Below are 21,724 nucleotides of genomic sequence, written 5' to 3'. Positions count from 1 at the left end.
GTAATCATTTGAGAATCAAAATATAAGAATTTATTAGAGCAAATATCGTTTAATTATCTAGGTTAGGTAATTCCATTTTTGGACATATAAGGTTAATCTATCTTTAATAGAGATTAAACAAAAATTAAATTTTTTTCATACTTTACTTTGCTTGGAAGCAACGGTTGTGTTTTCACGACCGCTCTTTGTTTTTCTGCATATTTAGAGGTAGATGAGTCTATGGCTCAATTCTTGCTTGAAACTGTTTGGCTGGTGCCTTGTTACGCTTTGATTGGTGGATTGCTTGCTGTGCCTTGGTCGCCTGGAATTATTCGCCGCACCGGGCCAAGACCTGCGGGTTATGTCAACTTAATTATGACATTTCTCGCTTTCCTGCATTCTACACTGGCATTTCCAGCCGCGTGGAGTCAGCCACCTTATGAAGTGTCCATACCTTGGTTGAGTGTTGCTGGTTTAAACCTCTCTATAGATTTAGAAATTTCCTCGGTAAGTGTAGGTGCAATGGTGGTTATTGCTGGCTTGAATTTGCTGGCGCAGATTTTCGCCATTGGTTACATGGAAATGGACTGGGGTTGGGGACGCTTTTATTCTCTGCTGGGTTTATTTGAAGCAGGACTTTGTGCTTTAGCCCTTTGCAACAACTTATTCTTTAGCTATGTAATTCTGGAAATCTTGACTTTAGGAACCTACTTGTTAGTCGGGCTGTGGTTTAGCCAGCCTCTAGTAGTTACTGGTGCTAGAGACGCTTTTCTAACGAAGCGGGTAGGCGACTTATTTCTGTTAATGGGGGTACTGGCGATATGGCCTTTAGCTGGAACTTGGAATTATACCGAATTAGCTAATTGGGCGGCTACTGCCAATGTTGATCCTACAGTGATGGCATTGGTTGGTTTGGCACTAATTGCCGGGCCGATGGGTAAATGCGCTCAATTTCCTCTACATTTGTGGTTAGATGAGGCAATGGAAGGGCCTGTTCCCAGTACCATTTTACGTAACTCGGTGGTAGTGGCGAGCGGTGCTTGGGTACTAATTAAACTGCAACCTGTTTTGAGTCTGTCGCCGATCGCCTCTGCTGCAATGGTAGCTATTGGTGGAGTAACGGCACTTGGTGGTTCAATAATTGCGATCGCTCAAATAGATATCAAACGCTGCTTATCCTATTCAGTAAGCACTTATATGGGTTTGGTGTTTATTGCTGTAGGTACGCAACAAGATGAAGCTGCGCTGTTATTGGTACTTACCCACGCCCTCTCGGCAGCATTGTTGGTAATGAGTACTGGTGGAATTATCTGGAACAGTATTACTCAAAATGTTACTCAACTGGGTGGATTGTGGTCACGCCGTCCGATGTCAGGACTTGCCTATATAATTGGAACTTTGGGATTAATTGGTTTCCCACCTTTAGGAAGCTTTTGGGCATTGTTGGAATTAGCTTCAGGGCTGTGGGAAATACAACCTTGGCTGGTAGGAGTGGTAATTGCAGTCAACGTTTTAACAGCTTTTAGTTTGACAAGAGAATTTTGTTTGATTTTTGGTGGTACACCCAAGCCAATGAGCGAGCGATCGCCAGAAGTTCATTGGCCTATGGCTCTGCCCATGATGATTTTATTTGGTTTTGTTCTACATTTGCCTTTGGTGTTGCAAAGTTTATCACTTTTACCAAGTTGGGTAAGTCTAAATAAAGATGTTGCTTTACTACTGATGTGGTCGAGTATTTTTGGTTGCAGCATCAGTTGTGTTGTCTATCTAAGCAATCTTATTCCCAAACCAATTCGTTTGCCTTGGCAGCCTTTGCAAGATTTGATTGCCTACGACTTTTACACTCCAAAACTCTATCGGATGAGTATTGTTTTGAGTGTTGATCTGCTTTCTAAACTAGCCGATATTGTTGACCGCTTTGTCGTTGATGGCATTGTTAATTTAGTTGGTTTGGCTTCTATTGGTGGTGGTGAAAGTCTCAAGTACATAACCTCCGGACAAACTCAATTTTATGCTTTTACAGTTCTGCTTGGAGTTGGCGTTTTGGGAATGTTTGTGACTTGGCCGTTTTGGGGAAATCAGTTTTTGGAATTGATGTTTTGAGTAAAAGGCAAAAAGCAGGAAGCAGGAGGCAAAGGGAAAAAGGCTTTTTCAATTTAGTTTCTAAACATAAAATTTTTATGTTTAGTTTTGTCTAGATATCTAGTTTTAGTCAGAATGGAATTAGCAATTAAAAACTAGTAATTTGTCTGTCATTTTTAAAGAGTGAGAAGAATGCTGTGAACAAAAATTTTTCAAGAAGAAACTTACTGAAATTAGGTGCGGCAACAGTAGGTACGGGTGTAGTAACTGCGGGATTAGGCTCAGAGTTAGTTTTCTCACCAAAAGCAGTTGCAACAAATGATATTTCTCCTGACAAAGCACTCAAAGAACTGCTATCAGGTAATGAAAGGTTTGTCAAAAGAAAACGGAAAGATTTGAATTATCAACGACTAGTAGAAGTTGCTAAAACTCAGAAACCATTTGCTTCTATTCTCGGTTGTGCAGATTCACGGGTACCTTCAGAGATTATCTTTGACCAAGGATTTGGGGATTTATTTGTATGCCGTGTAGCAGGCAATATTGCAATACCAGAAGAAATTGGTAGTCTCGAATTTGGCAGCCTAGTATTAGGTTCAAAAGTAATTATGGTACTAGGACATAAAAGATGTGGTGCGGTAGATGCCACTATTAAAGGTGCTCAAGTTCCAGGTTACATTGGTAGCTTACTGGAGGCCATCAAGCCTGGGATAGAAAAAGCCAAAAATCTACCTGGAGATAAGTTAGAAAACTGTAGTAAAGCCAATGTTGTAGCACAAGTAGAAAAATTAAAAAAATCTCCAGTTCTTGCTCAATTAATAGCAGATAAAAAGCTGATAGTTGTTGGTGGCTATTATGATTTAGATACTGGAAGAGTCACTATGCTAAGTTAATATTTAATAAACAAAAAGTAGGGTGATACAAACTTTAAAATTCTCAATTAACCATGCTCAGTGTTTTGATTTGGCTCCCAATTATTACTGCCGCTTTAATAGCATTATTACCTGGCAATATTCCTGCTAATCGCATCCGTTTAGGAGCATTAACTCTGGCTGGGATAGTTCTTCTGTGGAATCTTTTCATTCTCTTCAAATTTGATATCAACAATCCAGGGATGCAATTAAAAGAGTATTTACCCTGGAACGAAACTCTTGGTTTAAGTTATCAACTTGGAGTTGATGGAATTTCCATCTTAATGCTGATTCTAAATAGCTTACTTACTTGGATCGCTATTTACAGCAGCAGTCAGCAGACAGAACGTCCCCGGCTTTTTTATTCCCTAATTTTATTAGTGAGTGGTGGAGTTGCGGGTGCATTTCTAGCAGAGAATTTATTACTGTTTTTCCTGTTTTACGAACTTGAATTAATACCCTTTTATTTGCTGATTTCGATTTGGGGAGGGCAAAGACGAGCCTACGCTGGAATTAAATTCCTCATTTATACTGCTGTTTCCGGAGCCTTGATTTTAGCTACTTTCTTAGGTATAGTTTGGCTAACTGGTTCCCCCAACTTCAATTACGATTCCCTCTCTACCCAAGCTTTATCAACGGTACTGCAAATCACTCTACTGCTGGGAATATTAATAGGTTTTGGGATTAAAATTCCCCTAATTCCTTTGCATACCTGGTTACCAGATGCTTACGTCGAAGCTTCCGCCCCGATCGCGATTCTTCTCGGTGGTGTATTAGCAAAACTAGGAACCTATGGTATTTTGCGCTTTGGCATGATGTTGTTTCCCCAAGCTTGGAGCATTCTCGCCCCATCATTGGCAACTTGGGGAGCAGTAAGTGCTATCTATGGAGCTGTCGTCGCGATCGCTCAAAAAGACATCAAGCGCATGGTGGCATACAGTTCCATCGGACACATGGGTTACATACTTCTAGCTGCTGCTGCCAGCACCTCGTTAGCACTTGTTGGTGCAGTTGCCCAAATGGTTAGCCACGGTATTATCCTCGCTATCCTCTTCCATTTGGTGGGAGTTGTAGAAGCAAAGGTGGGAACTCGCGAATTAGATAAACTTAATGGCTTGATGAGTCCGATCCGAGGTTTACCCTTTATTAGCGCCTTACTTGTCTTAGGCGGAATGGCTAGTGCAGGTATTCCTGGGATGACAGGATTTATTGCTGAATTTATCGTCTTTCAAGGCACTTTTTCTGTCTTTCCTATTCCAACATTAATGTGCGTAGTCGCTTCTGGCTTAACAGCCGTTTATTTTGTCATCCTCCTCAACCGCACCTGTTTCGGCAAACTCGACAACAACCTTGCCTACTATCCTAAAGTTCAGTGGTATGAAAAAATGCCAGCTCTAATTTTGGCAGCTTTAATCTTGTTCTTGGGAGTACAACCTACTTGGTTAGTGCGTTGGATAGAACCAACAACAACAGCGGTTGTTGCAACAATTCCTGCCTTAGAAAAAACAGTGACTCCTCAACTAGCCCTCAAGGAATGAAGGGGAGAAAACCATCAACTACCAACTATTGTACGGGCGGGTTTAGAAGATAAATTATCTGTTTCAACCTAGAGATGATCAGCAAAACCCTCACGGCAGTCGCACTCGACGCGCTTAACCCGCAAGGGCGCGCTGCCTCCCCTACTAACTACTAACCACTAACAAATGACTAATGACTCTCAAAGGAAATTTAAATGGTACAAACTCCAGATAAACCTGTAACTAAATTACCGCCTTCAACTCATGAATTTGCAGAAATAATTCATCGCTTAGAGGCTGGCGGTTCGATGTTGCCAGATACGCCAGAAAACCTGATGCAAATTATCGGTATTTATAAAGCTTATGCAGTGCCGATGGATTTTTATTGGCGTGACTTGCTTTATATTGCCGAACGTGTATTTTTAAACCCGTTAGCCTTTTTTAAATACTTCTTGCCCAAAGAGTATTTAGAGCGCCACAATCACTATGCTGGTGATGATGCCGATTTACGAATTTGGCGTGGTGAAGCAACTGCCCATCCCGAACTTTTGGCATTTATGGAAAAAGGTGAAACCTTCAAAATGCCAAAGTTATTGCATCACTTGTTCCATGATCGCATCAATATGGAATTTGCTGAAGCTTGTATGCGGGCTATGCTCTGGCATCGTCATATGTATGCGCCAGTGAATCAATTTGATGCTTATCTGGATAGCGAAGAGTATAAAGCCAATGCCGACAGAGCAATTAAGGCATACTTTCAAGGCAATCCTGTGATGTTGGGACTTTACAAACTGTTCCCTGATATGTTTTTGGAACAGTGCCGCCAAATGTCTTACTATGCCAATCTTGGTTTATTCTGGGAAGTCATGGCTCCCGTTTTCTTTGAAATGTCAGACATTTACGACGAAGGCGGGTTTAAAGGTGTACCCGATGCTATGAATTTTTTGGTGAATGGAATTTTTGCGATCGCCGGACGTCCCATTTACCATCATGTTTATATTCGAGGTGAATGCTACGAAATCATCCCCAAATCTAAAGGCTTCACCTGGCTTTACGAAGCAGCATTACCTTATGTAGAAGCTGTTTTTTATCGTACTGCCCCTTTCCGTGGTACAAAATCTTATAATGCTCAAGTCGGGCAAGTACCTGACAAGCAAGAAGATTTTCACTATGGAATTCTCTATGCTGACGTGTTTCCTGTAGGTACAGCAGGTATTCCACCGACATTACTAATGCAAGATATGTTACATTTCTTGCCTTCTTATTTAGTTGAGTATTACAAAAAGCATTGCCGGGGTGAAGATGATATGTTGATTCAGTTGGGAATCAGTTTCCAACGGTCAATGTATAATGTCACCTCTGCGGTAATTCAAGCTTTGCGAACAGCACTTTTATATCCTCTAGACGATCAAAATCCCAAGCATTTACAAGCCAATCGAGAATTTTTTGAAGCGCAATTAAATCGTTTTTGTCGTCCTGAATATGGTATGCGGGATGCAGCTCGTTTGCGTCAAATTCAGCGACAGGATTATCGCTAAGATATTTCCATAAAAGCCTACCTGCTCACACCAGTCGTTGAATCCCCGCCCACAAGGGCTTGGGGACTACCTTAACCATACTAACAGCTAAGAAAACGAATACGCTCGCCATCCCCATCTCTAGAATTATTACCTTTTTTTGCTGTTAGCTTTTGCGGAAACTTTACGGTGAAGGTGATTTGATTATTTGCACTCTCCACTAGCATTGAGGCTCCTAACCGCTGCACTAATTTTTGCACCATCACCAATCCTAATCCAGTTTCCTCTCCCTGCCAAGGATTCAAAATTCGAGTCTGTTTATCGGCTGCAATTTCAACACTAGAATGACTAACACTCAGTTGTGTAGTGTTAGTTGTCGTATATGCACAGACAACGATCGCTTTACCAACAGGCGTGTAATTGCAAGCATTTGTTAGTAATTTAACAAAAATCCGCTCTAAGTCAGAGATATTGGTTGTTAATAAAGGAAGCTCGGCAGTTGTTACTATATACAATTGTTTTTGTTGGCTGCAAATACGTTCTTTAAACAACCGGACGATAGAGGGAATCCAAATTTGCAAATCAATTGTATCCATTGCCAAAGGTGCAATCTCTGTATCGAGATTAGCTGGCATCACAGATACTTCTATTGCATTGTCAACGCTGCTTAATAACGGTAATTTCAATTCACTCTGGTGCCAACAGGCAACCGGGTTCAGGTAACAACTATTAGTTTGTGGAAAGAGATCGGCGCTCATCCAAAATTCCTGCCTTTTTACTGGCTATAAAGGTGTTTGTAAGAAGGGCTGGTTTGCGTTCGCCCTTTTACATTGAATTAGATTGCCAAGACACGAGATTCCGCAATATCCCGAATCAGCGTTGTTCTAGAGGCAATGTAAGTGTACAATGCACAGACTTCTTCTCCGTTCAATAGAATCTTGCTAGCAATTTGTTGCAGGATTAGCTTGATTAACCCAGTATCCGTAAGAGTAAGCAGTTCGCTACTTGGGGTATCTTCAATTACAGACCAAGTCAAACGCAGCATCGAAGAGTTGATATGCATTGTTTTATCCCTGTATATTTATGAAAAATTTTAATATTTTCTTTAGATTTTGTTAATTGCCATTCTTTAAATCCTATCTCCTTTGAAATAATTTAATATTTTATTTAGATTGTTGCAGGGATCTTAATTAATCGAAATATTTTTCGATCAACTGTAGTCCAAATTAGAGCAGCAAATGCTAATGGTTGAGCTTCTGTGTTACCAGATCGACTCCAAAAACTGCTGTATTTACGGGCATCCCGGAGCTTGTGCCGTTCAAAAATGTTTCGATATGTTAAGCCATGAGCGAGTTTGAAATTACTACTGCCCAAACAGGGAGTTCGATGAGTCACGATCGCGAATTAATTTATTTTTCTATTTCAATTCAGCCTCATGGCATTCTTTTAGTGTTATCGCATCCTGAGCTAAGGATTCTACAACTAAGCGCTAATACTCAGGCTCATTTAGGAATCCCCCATCAGAATTTGCTCGGACAAACTCTTGATACATTGCTAGCTAAATCACAAATTCAAGCAATTAACAAGTGCTTGTCGAAAGATTTTAGTGGCATAAATCCGCTCAAAATCTTAATTCGTACCCCAATAGGCGATCGCTTCTTTAACGCTCTGCTACATCGAACAACAAATGTTCTTGTTCTAGAACTTGAGCCAATTGTTCCACCCAAACAAGAAAATTTCTTTAGTATTTCTGCTCTCCTCAAAGGAGCGATCGCTCAACTGCAACAAATATCCAGTACTAGCGAATTTTTACGGTTAGTGACTCAAGAAATTCGGAATCTGACTGGGTTTGATCGAGTCATGGTGTATCAATTTGACTCCCAAGGAGCAGGGAAAGTAATCGCTGAGACAAAGCAGGATCATTTACCGTCCTATCTGGAGTTACACTATCCTGCCACAGATATACCAGAGTCAGTCAGGGAAGCCTACAAACGCGGTATGTCACGATTCATCCCCGATTTGGGTGCGCAAGCAATAGAGTTGATTCCGCCAAAAAACCTAGCGACTCAGCAACCACTCGATTTCAGCTTGGCAGTGCTGCGGAGTGTTGATCCTTGCTGTGTTGAATACCATCAAAATATTGGTGTAGCGGCCATTATGGTCATTTCCCTAGTCAAAGGTCAAACCCTGTGGGGATTAATTTCCTGCCATCATCAGACACCGAAATTTGTCCCTTACGAAATTCGCGAAGCCTGCGAATTATTAGCGCAATTCGTAGTCTCGGAATTAACCAATAAAGTTGATCGCGAAGAACTAGACTACATAGTTAAGCTGAGAGCACTGCAATCAGATTTTATAGAATCAATTTCCCAAGCCAATAATCTTAAACAAGCACTCGTTAATCCTGCGCCTCGTCTGCTGGATTTAGTAAATGCCCAAGGAGCAGCTGTTTGTTTGGAAGATGAAATCACACTGGTGGGGTTAACACCAACAGTTGAACAGGTGCGTGACTTAATTGATTGGGCTGATACTCGTGTTAGCAATCCCCTATTTCACACCAATTTGCTACCAAGACTTTATCCAGAAACTCTGGCATTGAAAGATGTTGCGAGTGGCTTGCTGCTGCTGCAAATTTCCAAGGTGCGGCGATATTATATTCTCTGGTTCCGTCCGGAAGTCTTGCAAACAGTTAACTGGGCAGGCAATCCACATACTTATACTTCTACCACTGTAAAGGCAGATGGCACTGTAACACTATTTCCCCGCAAATCATTTGAACAATGGCAAGAAACAGTTCGATTCACATCACTGCCTTGGAAAGCGTGTGAGTTGGAGCAAGCGTTAGATCTCAGGAATGCGATCGTCGGTATTGTCCTCAACAAAGCAGATGAATTAGCCCAAATCAATCAAGAATTAGAGCGTAGCAACCAGGAACTAGATTCTTTCGCCTATGCCGCTTCTCACGATCTCAAGGAACCTTTGCGAGGCATTCATAATTTCTCGACGCTGTTGTTAAGAGGTTATGAGTCGGTATTAGATGACGTAGGTAAATCTCGCTTGCAAACTTTAATTCGTCTTACCCGTCGCATGGAGTCTTTGATAGATGTCTTACTCAAGTTTTCACGACTGGGGCAAGCACAGCTACATTTTGTACCTACAGATATCAACCTTATTGTCAATAGGGTATTGGAAGATTTACGCATTAGCCGTCAAGATTTTCAAGCCCAGATTCGCATTCCGCGACCTTTACCTATAGTTAACTGCGATCCTGTCCTCATTAGTGAAGTTTTTACTAATCTTCTTAGCAATGCTCTCAAGTATAACAACAAGGCAGAGCAATGGATCGAAATTGGCTACTTGGAAAAAGAGGACACGGAGAATATCTCAATTCAATTTCCCCGCGTCCTTGAAGCTGCGTCTTCTTCCTATGCCCTAATTACTTTCTACGTCAAAGATAACGGCATCGGCATTCGAGAACGACATCTCGACATCATCTTCCGGTTGTTTAAGCGGTTGCACGAACAACACCTATACGGTGGTGGTACAGGAGCAGGGTTGACAATTACCAAAAAAATTATTGAACGTCATGGCGGACGAATTTGGGTGGAGTCTACCGTAGGTGTTGGTTCAACTTTTTACTTTACTATCGCATAATTAAGATACATTAAATAATGTAAAGTATTGTAAAATCATATGAGATAATATCAAACTTTAAATGATCCCAATGGCAACCAAGCAGTGCGAGCCGTTATTAATCGCTGAGGATAGTGATGAGGATTTTGAGGTGTTGCAGCTACTAATGCAGCAAATGGAAGTACAAAATCCTATTTATCGCTGTACCAATGGAGATAAAGTTTTAGATTTCCTTTATCAAGAAGGGGATTATGGTAATCAAGATAGTGTGCCACGTCCCTCTGTGATCTTGCTCGACCTAAATTTACCGGGTACTGATGGGCGTGATGTGCTAGAGCAACTCAAGCAAGATCGGAATTTGAGAGAAATTCCAATCGTCGTCTTTACAACTTCCTCAAATCCCAAAGACATTGAATTTTGTTATCAAAAAGGAGCAAATGGTTATCTGATTAAACCAGTGGACTCTACTGAATTAGAGAAAACAGTTCAAGCATTTGTAGAGTACTGGTTGGAAGTTAATATTTCACCAATTTCTAATTCAACTCAATGAAAAGGGTGCTTTCTCGACACTGTACGGTAGCCGTATGCAAAGAGAGTTTACTGGGGGAGGCAGCGCTCCCCTCATCTTGTAAAACCTTGTAAAGGCGGGAAATATCGCGTTTATCCTGAAAAATTTGATATAATTAGAAAGTATAAAAAATTTTTTACACGTCAATTTTATTTATAATTTGCAATCTACGACTTTTTTAAATCAAGGAGATTTCTCCTGTTTTCTTCATGTCAAATGTTTGGACACTCCTGATTGCTGATGATTGTGCGGAGGATCGAGAAGTTTATCGTGAATACCTTTTAAGCGATCCTCACCAGTCTTACCAAATTTTGGAAGCTGCCTCAGCAGAGGTGGGGCTTGAGCTTTGCCAAAAAAAACACTGTGATGCAATTCTGCTTGACTTTTGTCTGCCTGATATGAGCGGGCTTGAGTTTCTAGATGAACTAAAACAACAACATTTGGAAGTCAAGCTCCCTGTGATCATGTTAACTGGACAAGGTGATGAACGGGTTGCTGTACAAGCAATGAAACTGGGCGCTCAAGATTACTTGGTAAAACAACATCTACAACCAGATGTGCTGCAACTGACTGTTCGCAATGCGATCCAAAAATCACATCTGCAAAACCAGTTCAGCAAGATGCAAAAACAACAGCAATTAGCTGCAACGATCGCTGTACGCATTCGTCAATCATTCAACTTAGAACAAATCCTACAGACGACTGCCCAGGAAGTACAGCAACTTTTAGAGTGTGAGCAACTCACAATCTACCAAGTCATTTCTAATTCAGATCACAACTTCACAAGCAAACCCGCTCCATTCAATCTCAAGAAGCTATGTGAGGCTGGCTGGAGCAGTTTCCGTACTCCACTCGAAAAAATCAGGGCTTTTGTTGAGGAATTCCAAGCAAGAAAAGAAAACAACACTCAAGCTTCAATACTAATATGTGATCATCACAAGAAAGTCCCCAAAAAAACATATATACTAGTTCCAATTTTGCTGAATGATGACTCTGAGGAAACTTTTACCAAGCTGTGGGGCTTGTTAGTTGTCTCTCAAAGTTCAGACAAGCAGCAGTGGCAGCCAGATGAAATAGACATTCTCAATGAATTAGTGGAGCATCTAGCGAGTACTATTCATCAGGCAGAAAGATTTACCAAAGCACTTGTAGACTTGGAGAATCAAAAGCAACTCAACGCTTTTAAATCTCAGTTTGTCACAACAGTTTCTTGTGAATATCGAACTTTCTTAGCATCTATTCTGGTAGCAGCATCAACGCTTTTGCAACATCATCAAAAGTTGGATGAGTCGAAAAATCAGCATTTCTTGGAATTGATTGAAGACAAAGCCAGACAAATGAGTCAACTAGTAGATAACCTGCTGGTGATTGAGAAACTTGAATTTGGCAAAGTAAGTTTTACACCATTGCCATTTGAATTATTGCAATTCTTCTGTGACATTATTGAAGAACAGCGAAAAAAAATTAGCGATCGCCACCAATTAACTTTCAAAATTACAGGAAATACAAGGGGTTTTTGGGGCGATGCTAAACTATTGCGCCCAATTTTAGCTAATTTACTCTCAAACGCCATTAAGTCTTCCCCAGAAGGTGGAAATATTGAAGTTCACCTGATGGGAGATGATTCGTATATCCTTTTTGAAGTTAAAGATGAGGGAATTGGTATACCAATCGAGGATCAACAAAACTTGCTGGCATCTCTGAGTCAGGGTAATAAAGTTGGTAAAATTCCGGGAACAGGCTTAGGATTAGCCATTGTCAAAACTTGCGTCGAGTTGCATGGTGGTGAAATTAGGTTAGAAAGTCACCAGGAGCAAGGGACAAAGATAACTGTAACTTTACCAAAGCGCCTAACTCAAATTTAGAATACTGGACTTTCACGAAATTGCATAGATACTAAGGCTTACACCCTGATGTTAAGAAAATGTTACGTAAACTCAAGTGTTTAACTTGATTTATGTAAATAAATATTTAAATCATTAAAACAAACATAAAGATTAGCTAAACTTTTATCATTCTTTAGATTTCCTTAACATTCTGCTATCTGCGCTTCCAATCAAGTTTTTCACGAGTATTCATACCCGTGGAATTTCTCTGATTTGGAAGGCAATCAACATGGATTTCCAAGAATAATTTTTTAATTTCCTCTCAAAATCTCTAATTTTTCATAAGTTTCTATGACTATCATTCCAGGTACACTTGTCCAACTCCCCAATGGGAGTAACGGTATTGTTATTCCTTCTACTTGGTGGCAACCTGGTCGTGTTTTAGTAAAAATGCGACGTGGTAAGAGACGATGGTTTAAAGTCGATGAGTGTACTCTCATCCGCTCAAACTATTGACGATTGAGGTAAAAACTAATCAGCCGATTTCGGAAGAATAAGAACTAGCAAATGAGGTTGCTGTGAAAAAAGTACTTGCAATCATTCTGGGTGGAGGTGCTGGTACCCGACTTTATCCCTTAACCAAGCTCCGTGCCAAACCAGCTGTTTCTCTAGCAGGGAAATATCGCCTCATTGATATTCCCGTTAGTAACTGTATAAATTCCGAAATCTATAAAATCTATGTGCTAACACAATTCAATTCAGCATCTCTCAATCGTCACCTTGCCCATGCTTACAACTTCTCTGGCTTTCATGAAGGATTCGTTGAGGTTCTAGCTGCTCAACAAACTCCACAAAGTTCTAACTGGTTTCAAGGGACAGCAGATGCCGTTCGTCAATATCTGTGGCTATTTAAAGAATGGGATACTAGCGAATATCTAATTCTCTCTGGGGATCACCTATATCGCATGGATTATAGCGATTTTATACAGCGCCACCGGGAAACCAACGCTGATATCACGATCGCTGTTGTGCCAATGGATGAAAAGCACGCCTCTGCATTTGGCTTGATGAAGATGGATCGTGCTGGTAGAATTCTCAGCTTTAGTGAAAAACCCAAAGGTGAAGCATTGCAAGCAATGCGTGTTGACACGACTCTACTAGGTTTAACACCAGAACAAGCCAAACAAAAGCCCTACATAGCCTCGATGGGGATTTATGTCTTTAAGCCAGAGGTGTTAGTAGATTTGTTGGAGAAATTTCCCACTCAAACTGATTTTGGTAAGGAAATTATTCCAGCAGCGGCAACAACTCACAACATTCAGGCTTACCTATTTGATGGCTACTGGGAGGATATTGGCACGATTGAAGCTTTCTATGAGGCAAATTTAGCACTGACGAAGCACCCACAGCCACCATTTAGTTTCTACGATGAAAAAGCACCCATTTACACCAGAGGGCGATCGCTACCCCCAAGTAAATTTCAGAATTGCCAAGTCACTGATTCTATGATTGGGGAAGGTTGCATTATCAAAGATAGCCAGATTCACCACTCTGTTTTGGGCATCCGCACGCAAGTAGAGGCAGGGTGTACAATTGAGGACACTCTGATTATGGGTGCAGATTACTATCAAACACATACAAAACAGCAAAGTAATGTAGCTCCTGAGAGTGTACCCATCGGTATTGGAGAAAATACGATCATTCGCCGTGCGATCGTTGATAAAAATGCACGCATCGGTAGTAACGTACAACTGATTAACAAACAACAAATTGAAGAAGCAGATCAGTCAGAGCGGGGCTTTTATATTAAGAGCGGTATCATTGTGGTGTTAAAAAATGCCACTATTGCGAATGGAACAGTAGTTTAGCATCATCAGAATTTTAATGATTAGTCAATGATCCTAACACAAGCAATTTCAACGCCTCTGAGGCGAATGTGGGGAATAATAATGTAAGAATAGCCTGGATGGATAACAATAAACTTGTCAACGCCGATATCTAGATCGGCTATTGCTTTCGCATCCTTAAGTATCGCAGTTCTTCTACCAGGAGTCAGGCAGTGGACATAAATTGTTCTTGTTTCCGGAACAAAGCTTAAGTGACAAACACCCCAAAAAGGGAATTTATAAGCTAAGAACTGGGAAACAGCTTCCATAAAGGTCATTTAGCCACAACCTCTAACCGATGTAAAGCTTTTTACTTGCATTTGGATACAATCGATGCGATCGCACACAAGAGCAGTTACCATCTCTGGTGTATAAATTTCTAGACAAGCATTTGGTGGTGCTTGGAAAATCAGCCGTTGTCCTGGAAACACAACACGCTCAAAGAACCAGCCTGGAATATTAGAGATGCGAGCAATTTGAATCTGGCTGGTATTGTTGGCAAAGTGACAGAGGATGTGATTGAAATCAGTAGACAGTAAGGGATTGAGTAATTGAGTCATATCTATAACTTTTTTGAAAAATAGCGCCAAACTCATTTGCGGTGAGACTGACGCTAAATCCACAGGGTTTTTATATTCAGGGTCTTTATGAAAGCTGACCCCGTTTAATAACGAAATTTAAGCTTATATTTAGATTTTCATCTAATTAGCAAAAAATCGTAATATTTAATATTTTTTTAAGATTTGCACTCAGGTATTTTTTTAGTGCTTTAATACGACTATGAACATCGGCGCTCGTGCGATCGCATAATTCAAAAATTAAACTAAGGTGCAGTACTGAAAGTAACTAGCCGTGTCAGCTTTTCTCAAAAGATTTCGGTGTTGAGTATGAGCCAAAAAATAGGGATGAACAGGATGCCCATCCCAAAAGCTTGGATAATCTATTTTCTGGTGCTCCTTGAAGCAACAAAAACTTAACGGCAATAAAGCTGTGTCATCTCCAACAACCGCTGACTTAATTCTGGAGTTAACTGTTCAGAACTGCTGTAACGCCAACGCCAGTTACCTGCATTCACACTTGGATCGTTCATTCTGCCACTGCCATCCAAGCCCAAAATATCTTGGAGTGGAATAATTGCCAGATCTGCAACTGAAGCTAAAGCCATGCGGATGAATAGCCAATTGATTTCTTTAATTTCCTCTGGCAAAGTGTAACCCAAGTATTTTGCAACCATCTGCTTTTCTTGTGCTGTTGCCTGCTGCCACCAACCGATCGCAGTATCGTTGTCGTGAGTGCCTGGGTAAACTACACAATTTTTGACATAATGGTGTGGCAGGTAAGCATTGTCAGAATCACCACTGAAAGCAAACTGCAAAATCCGCATACCTGGAAAATCAAAGCGATCGCGCAGTTCTTCTACTTCTGGGGTGATAATTCCCAAATCTTCTGCCATCACTAGTAAACTACCCAAGGTTTCACCAAGGGTTTCAAAAAATTCGACTCCTGGAGCTTTAATCCACTCGCCATTAATCGCAGTTTCTTCCCCCGCAGGTACTCGCCAGTAAGCCTCAAAACCCCGGAAATGGTCAATTCTCACGATATCTACATATTGTAATGTAGCTCTAAATCGCTCAATCCACCAAGCAAAGTTAGTTTGCTGCAACTTATCCCAATCGTAAACCGGATTTCCCCACAACTGCCCGGTAGCACTGAAGTAGTCTGGCGGAACCCCGGCTATATAGGCAGGTGCTAAAGTCTGCGGATCAAGTTGAAAAATGTCTGGAGTTGCCCACACATCTGCGCTGTTATGGCAGACATAAATAGAGATATCACCAACTATTTTAATATTTTTGTCGTTGGCGTAAGTGCGCAGCCTTGACCACTGCTGGAAGAATTTAAATTGTAGGAACTTATGGTAGAAAATTTCTTCCTGGAATTTCTCAGTAGCAGCTTGCAAAGCACCGGGTTCACGGCGGGCAAGAGTACTTTCCCAGTCACTCCACGCTTTACCATCATTAGCTTCCAGTAGCGCCATAAATAGCACGTAATCATCGAGCCAAGCCGACATCTCCTGACAAAATTGCTCAAACTCTGGGTTTGATTTCTCGTTTAAAGTTTGCTGAAAACGTTTAAAAGCAAGGCGGAGAAATTTCGTTTTGTGAGGAATTACTGCATCAAAATGCACTTGGTTAGGATTTTGAGAGGCACTTTCTGGTAAAGGTGTCAATTCTTCCTCAGATAGTAAATTCTCTTTTACCAACTCCTCTAAGCTAATTAACAGGGGATTGCCGGCGAAAGTACTAAAATTCATGATATACGGCGAGTGTTCGTAACCTGTAGGCCCCAAAGGCAGTATTTGCCAGAGTTTCTGTCCACTCCTGTCTAAAAAATCTACAAATTCATAAGCCGATTTACCTAAATCCCCAATTCCAAATTGACTTGGTAAAGAAGTAGGGTGTAACAAAATTCCACTTGCTCTTGAAAAACTCATGAGACATTACTGAAAAGCATTTTCTTTATGTTTGCAAAATATCGGTGCTATTCTTGCCCCTCTTAAGAGAGAAGGTTTGGATGACTACTTGTGGTTATTATGTGCTGAAACCATATAAGCACATCGGACAAAATTTTTTGCTCAAAAAATTTTAAACAACAGTAAGCAAGTCTGATGATTACAATAACTGAGGGAAATAAGCAGCATAGACTATGCAACATCCATTATTAAAAGACGATCCACTTTGGTTTAAAGATGCGGTCATTTACGAAGTGCCTGTACGTGCTTTTGCTGATAGTGATGGTGATGGCATAGGCGACTTTCGTGGTTTAACAGAAAAATTAGATTATCTACAAGATTTGGGAGTAACGGCAATTTGGGTGTTGCCTTTTTTCCCTTCGCCGCTGCGCGATGATGGTTATGACATTGCTGACTACACTAGTGTCAACCCCATCTATGGTAATCTGGAAGACTTTGAGGCTTTTTTGAGTGCTGCCCATGAGCGCGGCATTCGTGTCATTATTGAATTGATCATAAACCATACCTCCGACCAGCACCCTTGGTTTCAACGCGCCCGCCGTGCACCCGCAGGAAGTAAGGAAAGAGATTTTTACGTTTGGAGTGATACGCCTGAGAAATATCAGGAAGCACGGATTATCTTCAAAGATTTTGAAACTTCAAATTGGTCGTGGGATCCTGTTGCCAAAGCATATTACTGGCATCGCTTCTATTCTCACCAGCCAGATTTAAACTTTGAAAATCCAGAACTACAGCAAGCGTTATTTGATGTGGTGGATTTCTGGTTGGAGATGGGTGTTGATGGACTGCGCTTAGATGCAGTGCCATATCTTTACGAACGTGAGGGAACTAACTGTGAAAATTTACCAGAAACCCACACGTTTTTAAAGAGACTGCGACAGCACGTAGACGAAAAGTTTCCCAACCGGATGTTGTTGGCAGAAGCAAACCAATGGCCTGAAGATGCTGTTGAGTATTACGGGGAGGGGGACGAATGCCACATGGATTTTCATTTCCCTTTGATGCCACGTTTATACATGGCAGTACATATGGAAGACAGTTTCCCCATCATTGATATTTTACAGCAGACGCCGCGTATTCCCGATAATTGTCAGTGGGCATTATTTTTACGCAACCACGATGAACTGACTCTAGAAATGGTCAGCGATGAAGACCGGGACTATATGTATAAAGTCTATGCCCAAGATCCACAAGCCCGGATCAATTTGGGCATCCGTCGCCGTCTTGCGCCTTTGATGGGTAATAGCCGTCGCAGAATCGAGTTGATGAATGCTTTATTAATGTCCTTGCCAGGAACACCCGTGCTTTACTACGGCGATGAAATTGGTATGGGGGATAATATTTACTTGGGCGATCGCAATGGTGTGCGTACTCCCATGCAGTGGAGTCCTGACAGAAATGGCGGTTTTAGCAGTGCAAATCCCCAAAAGCTGTTTTTACCAATTATTCTAGACCCGGAATACCACTTTGAGGCGATTAATGTGGAAGCACAAAGAGAAAACCCAAATTCTCTTTGGTGGTGGATGAAACGGCTGATTGCGATTAGGGGACGTTATCAAGCTTTTGGACGCGGTACATTTGAGTTCTTGTATCCAGAAAACCGCAAAGTACTTGCTTTTACCCGTACCTATGATGGCGAACACATTTTAGTAATAGCGAACTTGTCACGCTTTGTCCAAACTGTGGAACTGGATCTATCTGCTTTCAATGGTTTGGTTCCTGTAGAAATTTTTGGTAGAACAGCTTTCCCTGCTATCGGCGAGTCTCCTTACTTCCTTTGTTTGGGGCCACACTCATTCTACTGGTTTACCCTGCAATTACAGCCGAGTAGTATCACCTGTACGATTAGAAATCCTAATCAGATACCAAAACTTGTAGTGAGTGGCAAGTGGCAGAATGTTTTTGTCAAAGGTGAAGCCAGAACAGCTCTAGAAGCAACACTACCAGATTTTTTGTGTAGTTGTACTTGGTTTGATAGTAAAACACGAGTAATTCAAGCTGCCCATATTAAAGAAGCGATTCCTATCTCTGCTCAAGGTACTGAAGCTTATATTGTCTTAGTACAATTGGACTTTACAGAAGGCGATCCCCAAACATATGTCTTGACTTTGGCTTATGAAACAGATGGCATTGGTGGCGATCGCTTCCGCACTAACACCGAACAAGTAGTAGCCCAGATTTACGTCCAAGGAAAAAATGAAGCAGGAGTGTTATTTGCGGCTCTAGCAGACAAAGATTTTCTGAATATCCCCTTAGATGCGATCGCCCATAACCGCATTTACAAAGGAATGATGGGCGAATTGGTAGCAACCAAAACAAAGGATTTCCCAGAAATTTTGAGTAACGTTACCGACAATGAAAGCGAAGTTAACTTAGAACCACATTTATTGAAGGGAGAACACACCAACACAGGCATTATTTATGGCGATCGCCTCTTCTGCAAACTCTTCCGAAAAGTTGAGACGGGCATCAACCCTGATTTAGAGCTTGGGCGTTTTCTTACCAAAACTTCAGCCAAAAGAGGCATACCCCAACTAGAAAATCTTGCTCCTGTTGTTGGAGCCTTAGAGTATCGTAGTAAAGGGGTTGAACCAATAACATTGGCTATATTACGAACATACATCCCCGAAAGTACCGATGCCTGGTCGTACACTTTAGACAATTTGCGTGACTTTTTTGAGCAAGTGCTGCCAAAACATGTAGATATCAGTGATATTGAGCTTCCTCCTTCTTTGCTACAAGCAGCATTAGATGTTCCGATTCCGGAAATGGCGCAAGAATTCATGGGGAACTATCTGCGCAGTGCCGAATTATTGGGACAACGTACTGCTGAAATGCACATGGGGTTGGCATCCGACATTGATGATAGTCATTTTGCACCCGAACCTTTTTCCTCTTTCTACCAGCGCTCAATCTATCAATATATGCGCAATCAGGCAGGGCAAACATTGCTGCGATTGAACAAACTTTTGGGAGAATTATCTGCTGATGTCCAACCTCTAGCAAAAATGGTGCTAAACCAGCGAGAGTTGTTATTGGGGCGATTTCAGCAGATTTTGAATCAAAAAATCACTGCCATGCGGATTCGCTGTCATGGCAACTATTCTCTAGAAGAAGTGCTGTTCACAGGCAAGGATTTCATCATCATTGACTTTGAAGGCGATCCAAAACGCCCCCTGAGTGAACGCCGGATCAAGCGATCGCCCTTGCGTGATGTCGCTTCGATGTTAGAATCTTTTTACTATGCCAGCCGTGTTGCCCTGCGCAATGAAAAAGAAAGCGGTATACTTCGTCCTGATGATTTGCCAACAATGGAGCATTGGGAGCAATTTTTCTTCTGTTGGTCTAGTGCAGCCTTTTTAAAGTCTTACCTTGCAACTTCCGATCATGCTGCCTTTTTACCAAAGCATCCATCAGAGTTACAAGTACTTTTAGATGCCTTCCTTCTAGAAAAGGCAATTCTTGAGTTAGACTACGAACTCAAAAATCGTTTGACTTTGGTAGAAATTCCTCTCCAGCGGATTTTAGAGCTACTACAACACGCTAAGTAATAGCTTCTTTTCAATTACTCCCGCTATGGCGCAACTGTAGCGGGAGTTTTTATTTGCTCTTTGTTGAGTTAGTAAGATAACTTTAATTTTGCCTCACCGCTAATCAAATGGGCATTGCTGATTTAGGGTATGAGAATGATTTTGTTAAACACTAAAACCATTATATGGGCGATATGGGCGAGTATGCCGTAAGCGTTCCTAGAGGTCAATTTCGCATATTTACATCTAGATTAAAAAATCTAATTTAGCAACGTCTAATATTTTTACTTTATAACAAAACAAAGTTATTGTAAGGAAATTCTCCTTAGAAGCGCCTAAAAAGCTAGAAATGAGCAACATCATGATAAGGTTTTAATTGCTAAAGATAACAAAAATTAATGTAGTTTTTCTGAAATAAATGTATCTTTTTGTACCAAAATTTTGTGAGTGCTTTTTCTTCTCTCATTTCGGCAAATATATTTAAAAGTTCTAAAGTTAACTTCGATAAGAAAACCTAATTGTAAAAAAATGTCTTAGCTAATTAAGCACTTTATTTAAGCTATCACTACATGAGCTTTCAAATTATGTTGTTTTAATGAAATTCACGTAAATTTTACTTATAAACAGTCTCGTAACAGCTTTTTAACTTGCTTTTAATCGATTTTTTTACAAATAACATAATATCTTGTAATGTAATCTCAAAGACTAGTGGTGTAATAAGTAAAAAATGCCATCAGTCTTTTTGCTTATCTGCAAAATGCAGAAAACTACAACACACGTACTAGCAAGTTAAACATGATGGTAGTAACTCTAGCAAAGCTGAAACGTATACCTTATAAAATTAAGAGAAACTTTTTACAATTACCTGTCCTAAAACTTGCATTCGAGTATGCCCATAGACAAGAAATTAAAAAATATGTTGATTGTCTACCTAAAATTTACCCAGAAGACAGAGTTCTGATAGAATCTTTGCATCATAAAGGAGTTTTTGTGACTTCTTTACAAAACTTAGGAATCTCCTCTACATCTTTGCTAATGGCCAATGCCAAAAAGCTCTTACCAGAATTTCAAGCATTTTCCACAAAAAATCAATGTTCAATTACTCTGCCTACATCCATATGTATGCAGTATCCAGAAATTTTTCTTTGGGGACTCGAAGAAAGATTAATTAATATTGTTGAAAACTACATTGGCCTTCCAGTTTTTTATCACGGTGCAGATTTTCGTAAAGAAATTGCCAACGGTAAACTCACAGATGTAAGGCAATGGCACCTAGACGTAGAAGACTATAAGATGGTCAAAATCATAGTCTATTTAAATGATGTAAGTATAAATGGCGGCCCGTTTGAATACATTTGCAAATTATCAACCTCATTGTTACGTCAAAATATTAGATATAGTGGCGGTTTTATTCCAGATCAACTCATTGAAAAGTCTGTACCTGTATCAGATTGGAAACCCTGTCCGGGAAGTTGTGGCACGGTTATTTTTAGTGATACCTGTAATGTTTTTCACCGTGCCAAGCCGCCTGTAGAAACAGATCGATTTTCAATCACTTTTGCCTATACTTCTAGACAACCCATAACAAGATTTAGTAAATCTGCATTACCTAGAGAGGAATTGCTGAGAATTTCACATAGATTATCCAGACGTCAAAGAGAATGTATTTTAGGATTTAGTGATTTGTAATAACCAGTAACATTTGCTTATGAATAAGTTATTTTGTATAAGCGATCGCCTAAATAATT

The 21,724-nt window shown here is 40.6% G+C and carries 16 protein-coding genes; 11 read left to right on the top strand and 5 right to left on the bottom strand.

What is annotated here, in order from left to right; genetic code table 11:
* The first annotated feature begins 219 nt into the window (after nt 1-219).
* The 4 genes from U2718_RS27230 to U2718_RS27215 all read left to right on the top strand — a co-directional run bounded on the left by U2718_RS27230 (nt 220) and on the right by U2718_RS27215 (nt 6,024).
* On the top strand, nt 220-2,082 hold the full coding sequence (locus tag U2718_RS27230; RefSeq protein ID WP_341993169.1) for an NAD(P)H-quinone oxidoreductase subunit F: 1,863 nt from the start codon (nt 220-222) through the stop codon (nt 2,080-2,082).
* Nucleotides 2,083-2,258: 176 nt separating this feature from the next.
* Nucleotides 2,259-2,951: a carbonic anhydrase gene (locus U2718_RS27225; protein ID WP_341993170.1), complete on the top strand. Its 693-nt coding sequence runs from the start codon at nt 2,259-2,261 to the stop codon at nt 2,949-2,951.
* Between the two features lie 53 nt (nt 2,952-3,004).
* Nucleotides 3,005-4,507 carry an NADH-quinone oxidoreductase subunit M gene (locus U2718_RS27220; RefSeq protein ID WP_341993171.1) on the top strand — a complete coding sequence of 501 codons (1,503 nt, stop codon included), beginning with the start codon at nt 3,005-3,007 and terminating at the stop codon, nt 4,505-4,507.
* A gap of 194 nt (nt 4,508-4,701) precedes the next feature.
* Nucleotides 4,702-6,024, top strand: coding sequence for a CO2 hydration protein (locus U2718_RS27215; protein ID WP_341993172.1), 1,323 nt, complete (start codon nt 4,702-4,704; stop codon nt 6,022-6,024).
* Between the two features lie 80 nt (nt 6,025-6,104).
* Here U2718_RS27215 and U2718_RS27210 read toward each other — a convergent pair whose 3' ends face one another.
* The gene (locus U2718_RS27210) at nt 6,105-6,761 is read right to left on the bottom strand and encodes a HAMP domain-containing sensor histidine kinase (protein WP_341993173.1); all 657 of its coding nucleotides are present in this window, start codon (nt 6,759-6,761) and stop codon (nt 6,105-6,107) included.
* Between the two features lie 77 nt (nt 6,762-6,838).
* Nucleotides 6,839-7,066, bottom strand: coding sequence for a hypothetical protein (locus U2718_RS27205; RefSeq protein ID WP_341993174.1), 228 nt, complete (start codon nt 7,064-7,066; stop codon nt 6,839-6,841).
* Between the two features lie 281 nt (nt 7,067-7,347).
* On the opposite strand from U2718_RS27205, the gene U2718_RS27200 reads away from it, so the two are divergent.
* The 5 genes from U2718_RS27200 (at nt 7,348) to U2718_RS27180 (ending at nt 13,898) form a co-directional block, all read left to right on the top strand.
* The gene (locus U2718_RS27200; protein ID WP_411813375.1) at nt 7,348-9,657 is read left to right on the top strand and encodes an ATP-binding protein; all 2,310 of its coding nucleotides are present in this window, start codon (nt 7,348-7,350) and stop codon (nt 9,655-9,657) included.
* A gap of 70 nt (nt 9,658-9,727) precedes the next feature.
* Nucleotides 9,728-10,186, top strand: a complete 459-nt coding sequence (locus U2718_RS27195) for a response regulator (protein WP_341993175.1) — start codon at nt 9,728-9,730, stop codon at nt 10,184-10,186.
* Nucleotides 10,187-10,413: 227 nt separating this feature from the next.
* Complete coding sequence (locus U2718_RS27190) at nt 10,414-12,069, top strand: ATP-binding protein (RefSeq protein ID WP_341993176.1); 1,656 nt, start codon at nt 10,414-10,416, stop codon at nt 12,067-12,069.
* 312 nt (nt 12,070-12,381) lie between these two features.
* Nucleotides 12,382-12,546 carry a hypothetical protein gene (locus tag U2718_RS27185; protein ID WP_341993177.1) on the top strand — a complete coding sequence of 55 codons (165 nt, stop codon included), beginning with the start codon at nt 12,382-12,384 and terminating at the stop codon, nt 12,544-12,546.
* A 62-nt stretch (nt 12,547-12,608) separates the two neighbouring features.
* The gene (locus U2718_RS27180) at nt 12,609-13,898 is read left to right on the top strand and encodes a glucose-1-phosphate adenylyltransferase (protein ID WP_341993178.1); all 1,290 of its coding nucleotides are present in this window, start codon (nt 12,609-12,611) and stop codon (nt 13,896-13,898) included.
* 20 nt (nt 13,899-13,918) lie between these two features.
* Here U2718_RS27180 and U2718_RS27175 read toward each other — a convergent pair whose 3' ends face one another.
* The 3 genes from U2718_RS27175 to malQ form a co-directional block, all read right to left on the bottom strand.
* Complete coding sequence (locus U2718_RS27175) at nt 13,919-14,185, bottom strand: hypothetical protein (RefSeq protein WP_411813374.1); 267 nt, start codon at nt 14,183-14,185, stop codon at nt 13,919-13,921.
* A gap of 9 nt (nt 14,186-14,194) precedes the next feature.
* Nucleotides 14,195-14,476 (bottom strand): DUF1830 domain-containing protein, encoded by a 282-nt coding sequence (locus U2718_RS27170; protein ID WP_341993180.1) that lies wholly within the window; start codon nt 14,474-14,476, stop codon nt 14,195-14,197.
* A gap of 413 nt (nt 14,477-14,889) precedes the next feature.
* A complete protein-coding gene (gene malQ / locus U2718_RS27165; protein WP_341993181.1) occupies nt 14,890-16,407 on the bottom strand; it encodes a 4-alpha-glucanotransferase in 1,518 nt (505 codons plus the stop codon).
* A 212-nt stretch (nt 16,408-16,619) separates the two neighbouring features.
* Between malQ and treS the strand changes: the two genes are divergently transcribed.
* Nucleotides 16,620-19,997 (top strand): maltose alpha-D-glucosyltransferase, encoded by a 3,378-nt coding sequence (gene treS, locus U2718_RS27160; RefSeq protein WP_341993182.1) that lies wholly within the window; start codon nt 16,620-16,622, stop codon nt 19,995-19,997.
* Nucleotides 19,998-20,771: 774 nt separating this feature from the next.
* Nucleotides 20,772-21,665 (top strand): hypothetical protein, encoded by an 894-nt coding sequence (locus U2718_RS27155; protein ID WP_341993183.1) that lies wholly within the window; start codon nt 20,772-20,774, stop codon nt 21,663-21,665.
* The last annotated feature ends 59 nt before the right edge of the window (nt 21,666-21,724 follow it).

Source organism: Chlorogloeopsis sp. ULAP02 (genome assembly GCF_038404745.2).
Taxonomy (GTDB): Bacteria; Cyanobacteriota; Cyanobacteriia; order Cyanobacteriales; family Nostocaceae; genus Chlorogloeopsis.
The sequence above is the reverse complement of the archived record's forward strand: the minus strand, read 5'-3'. Positions and strand labels throughout refer to the sequence as shown.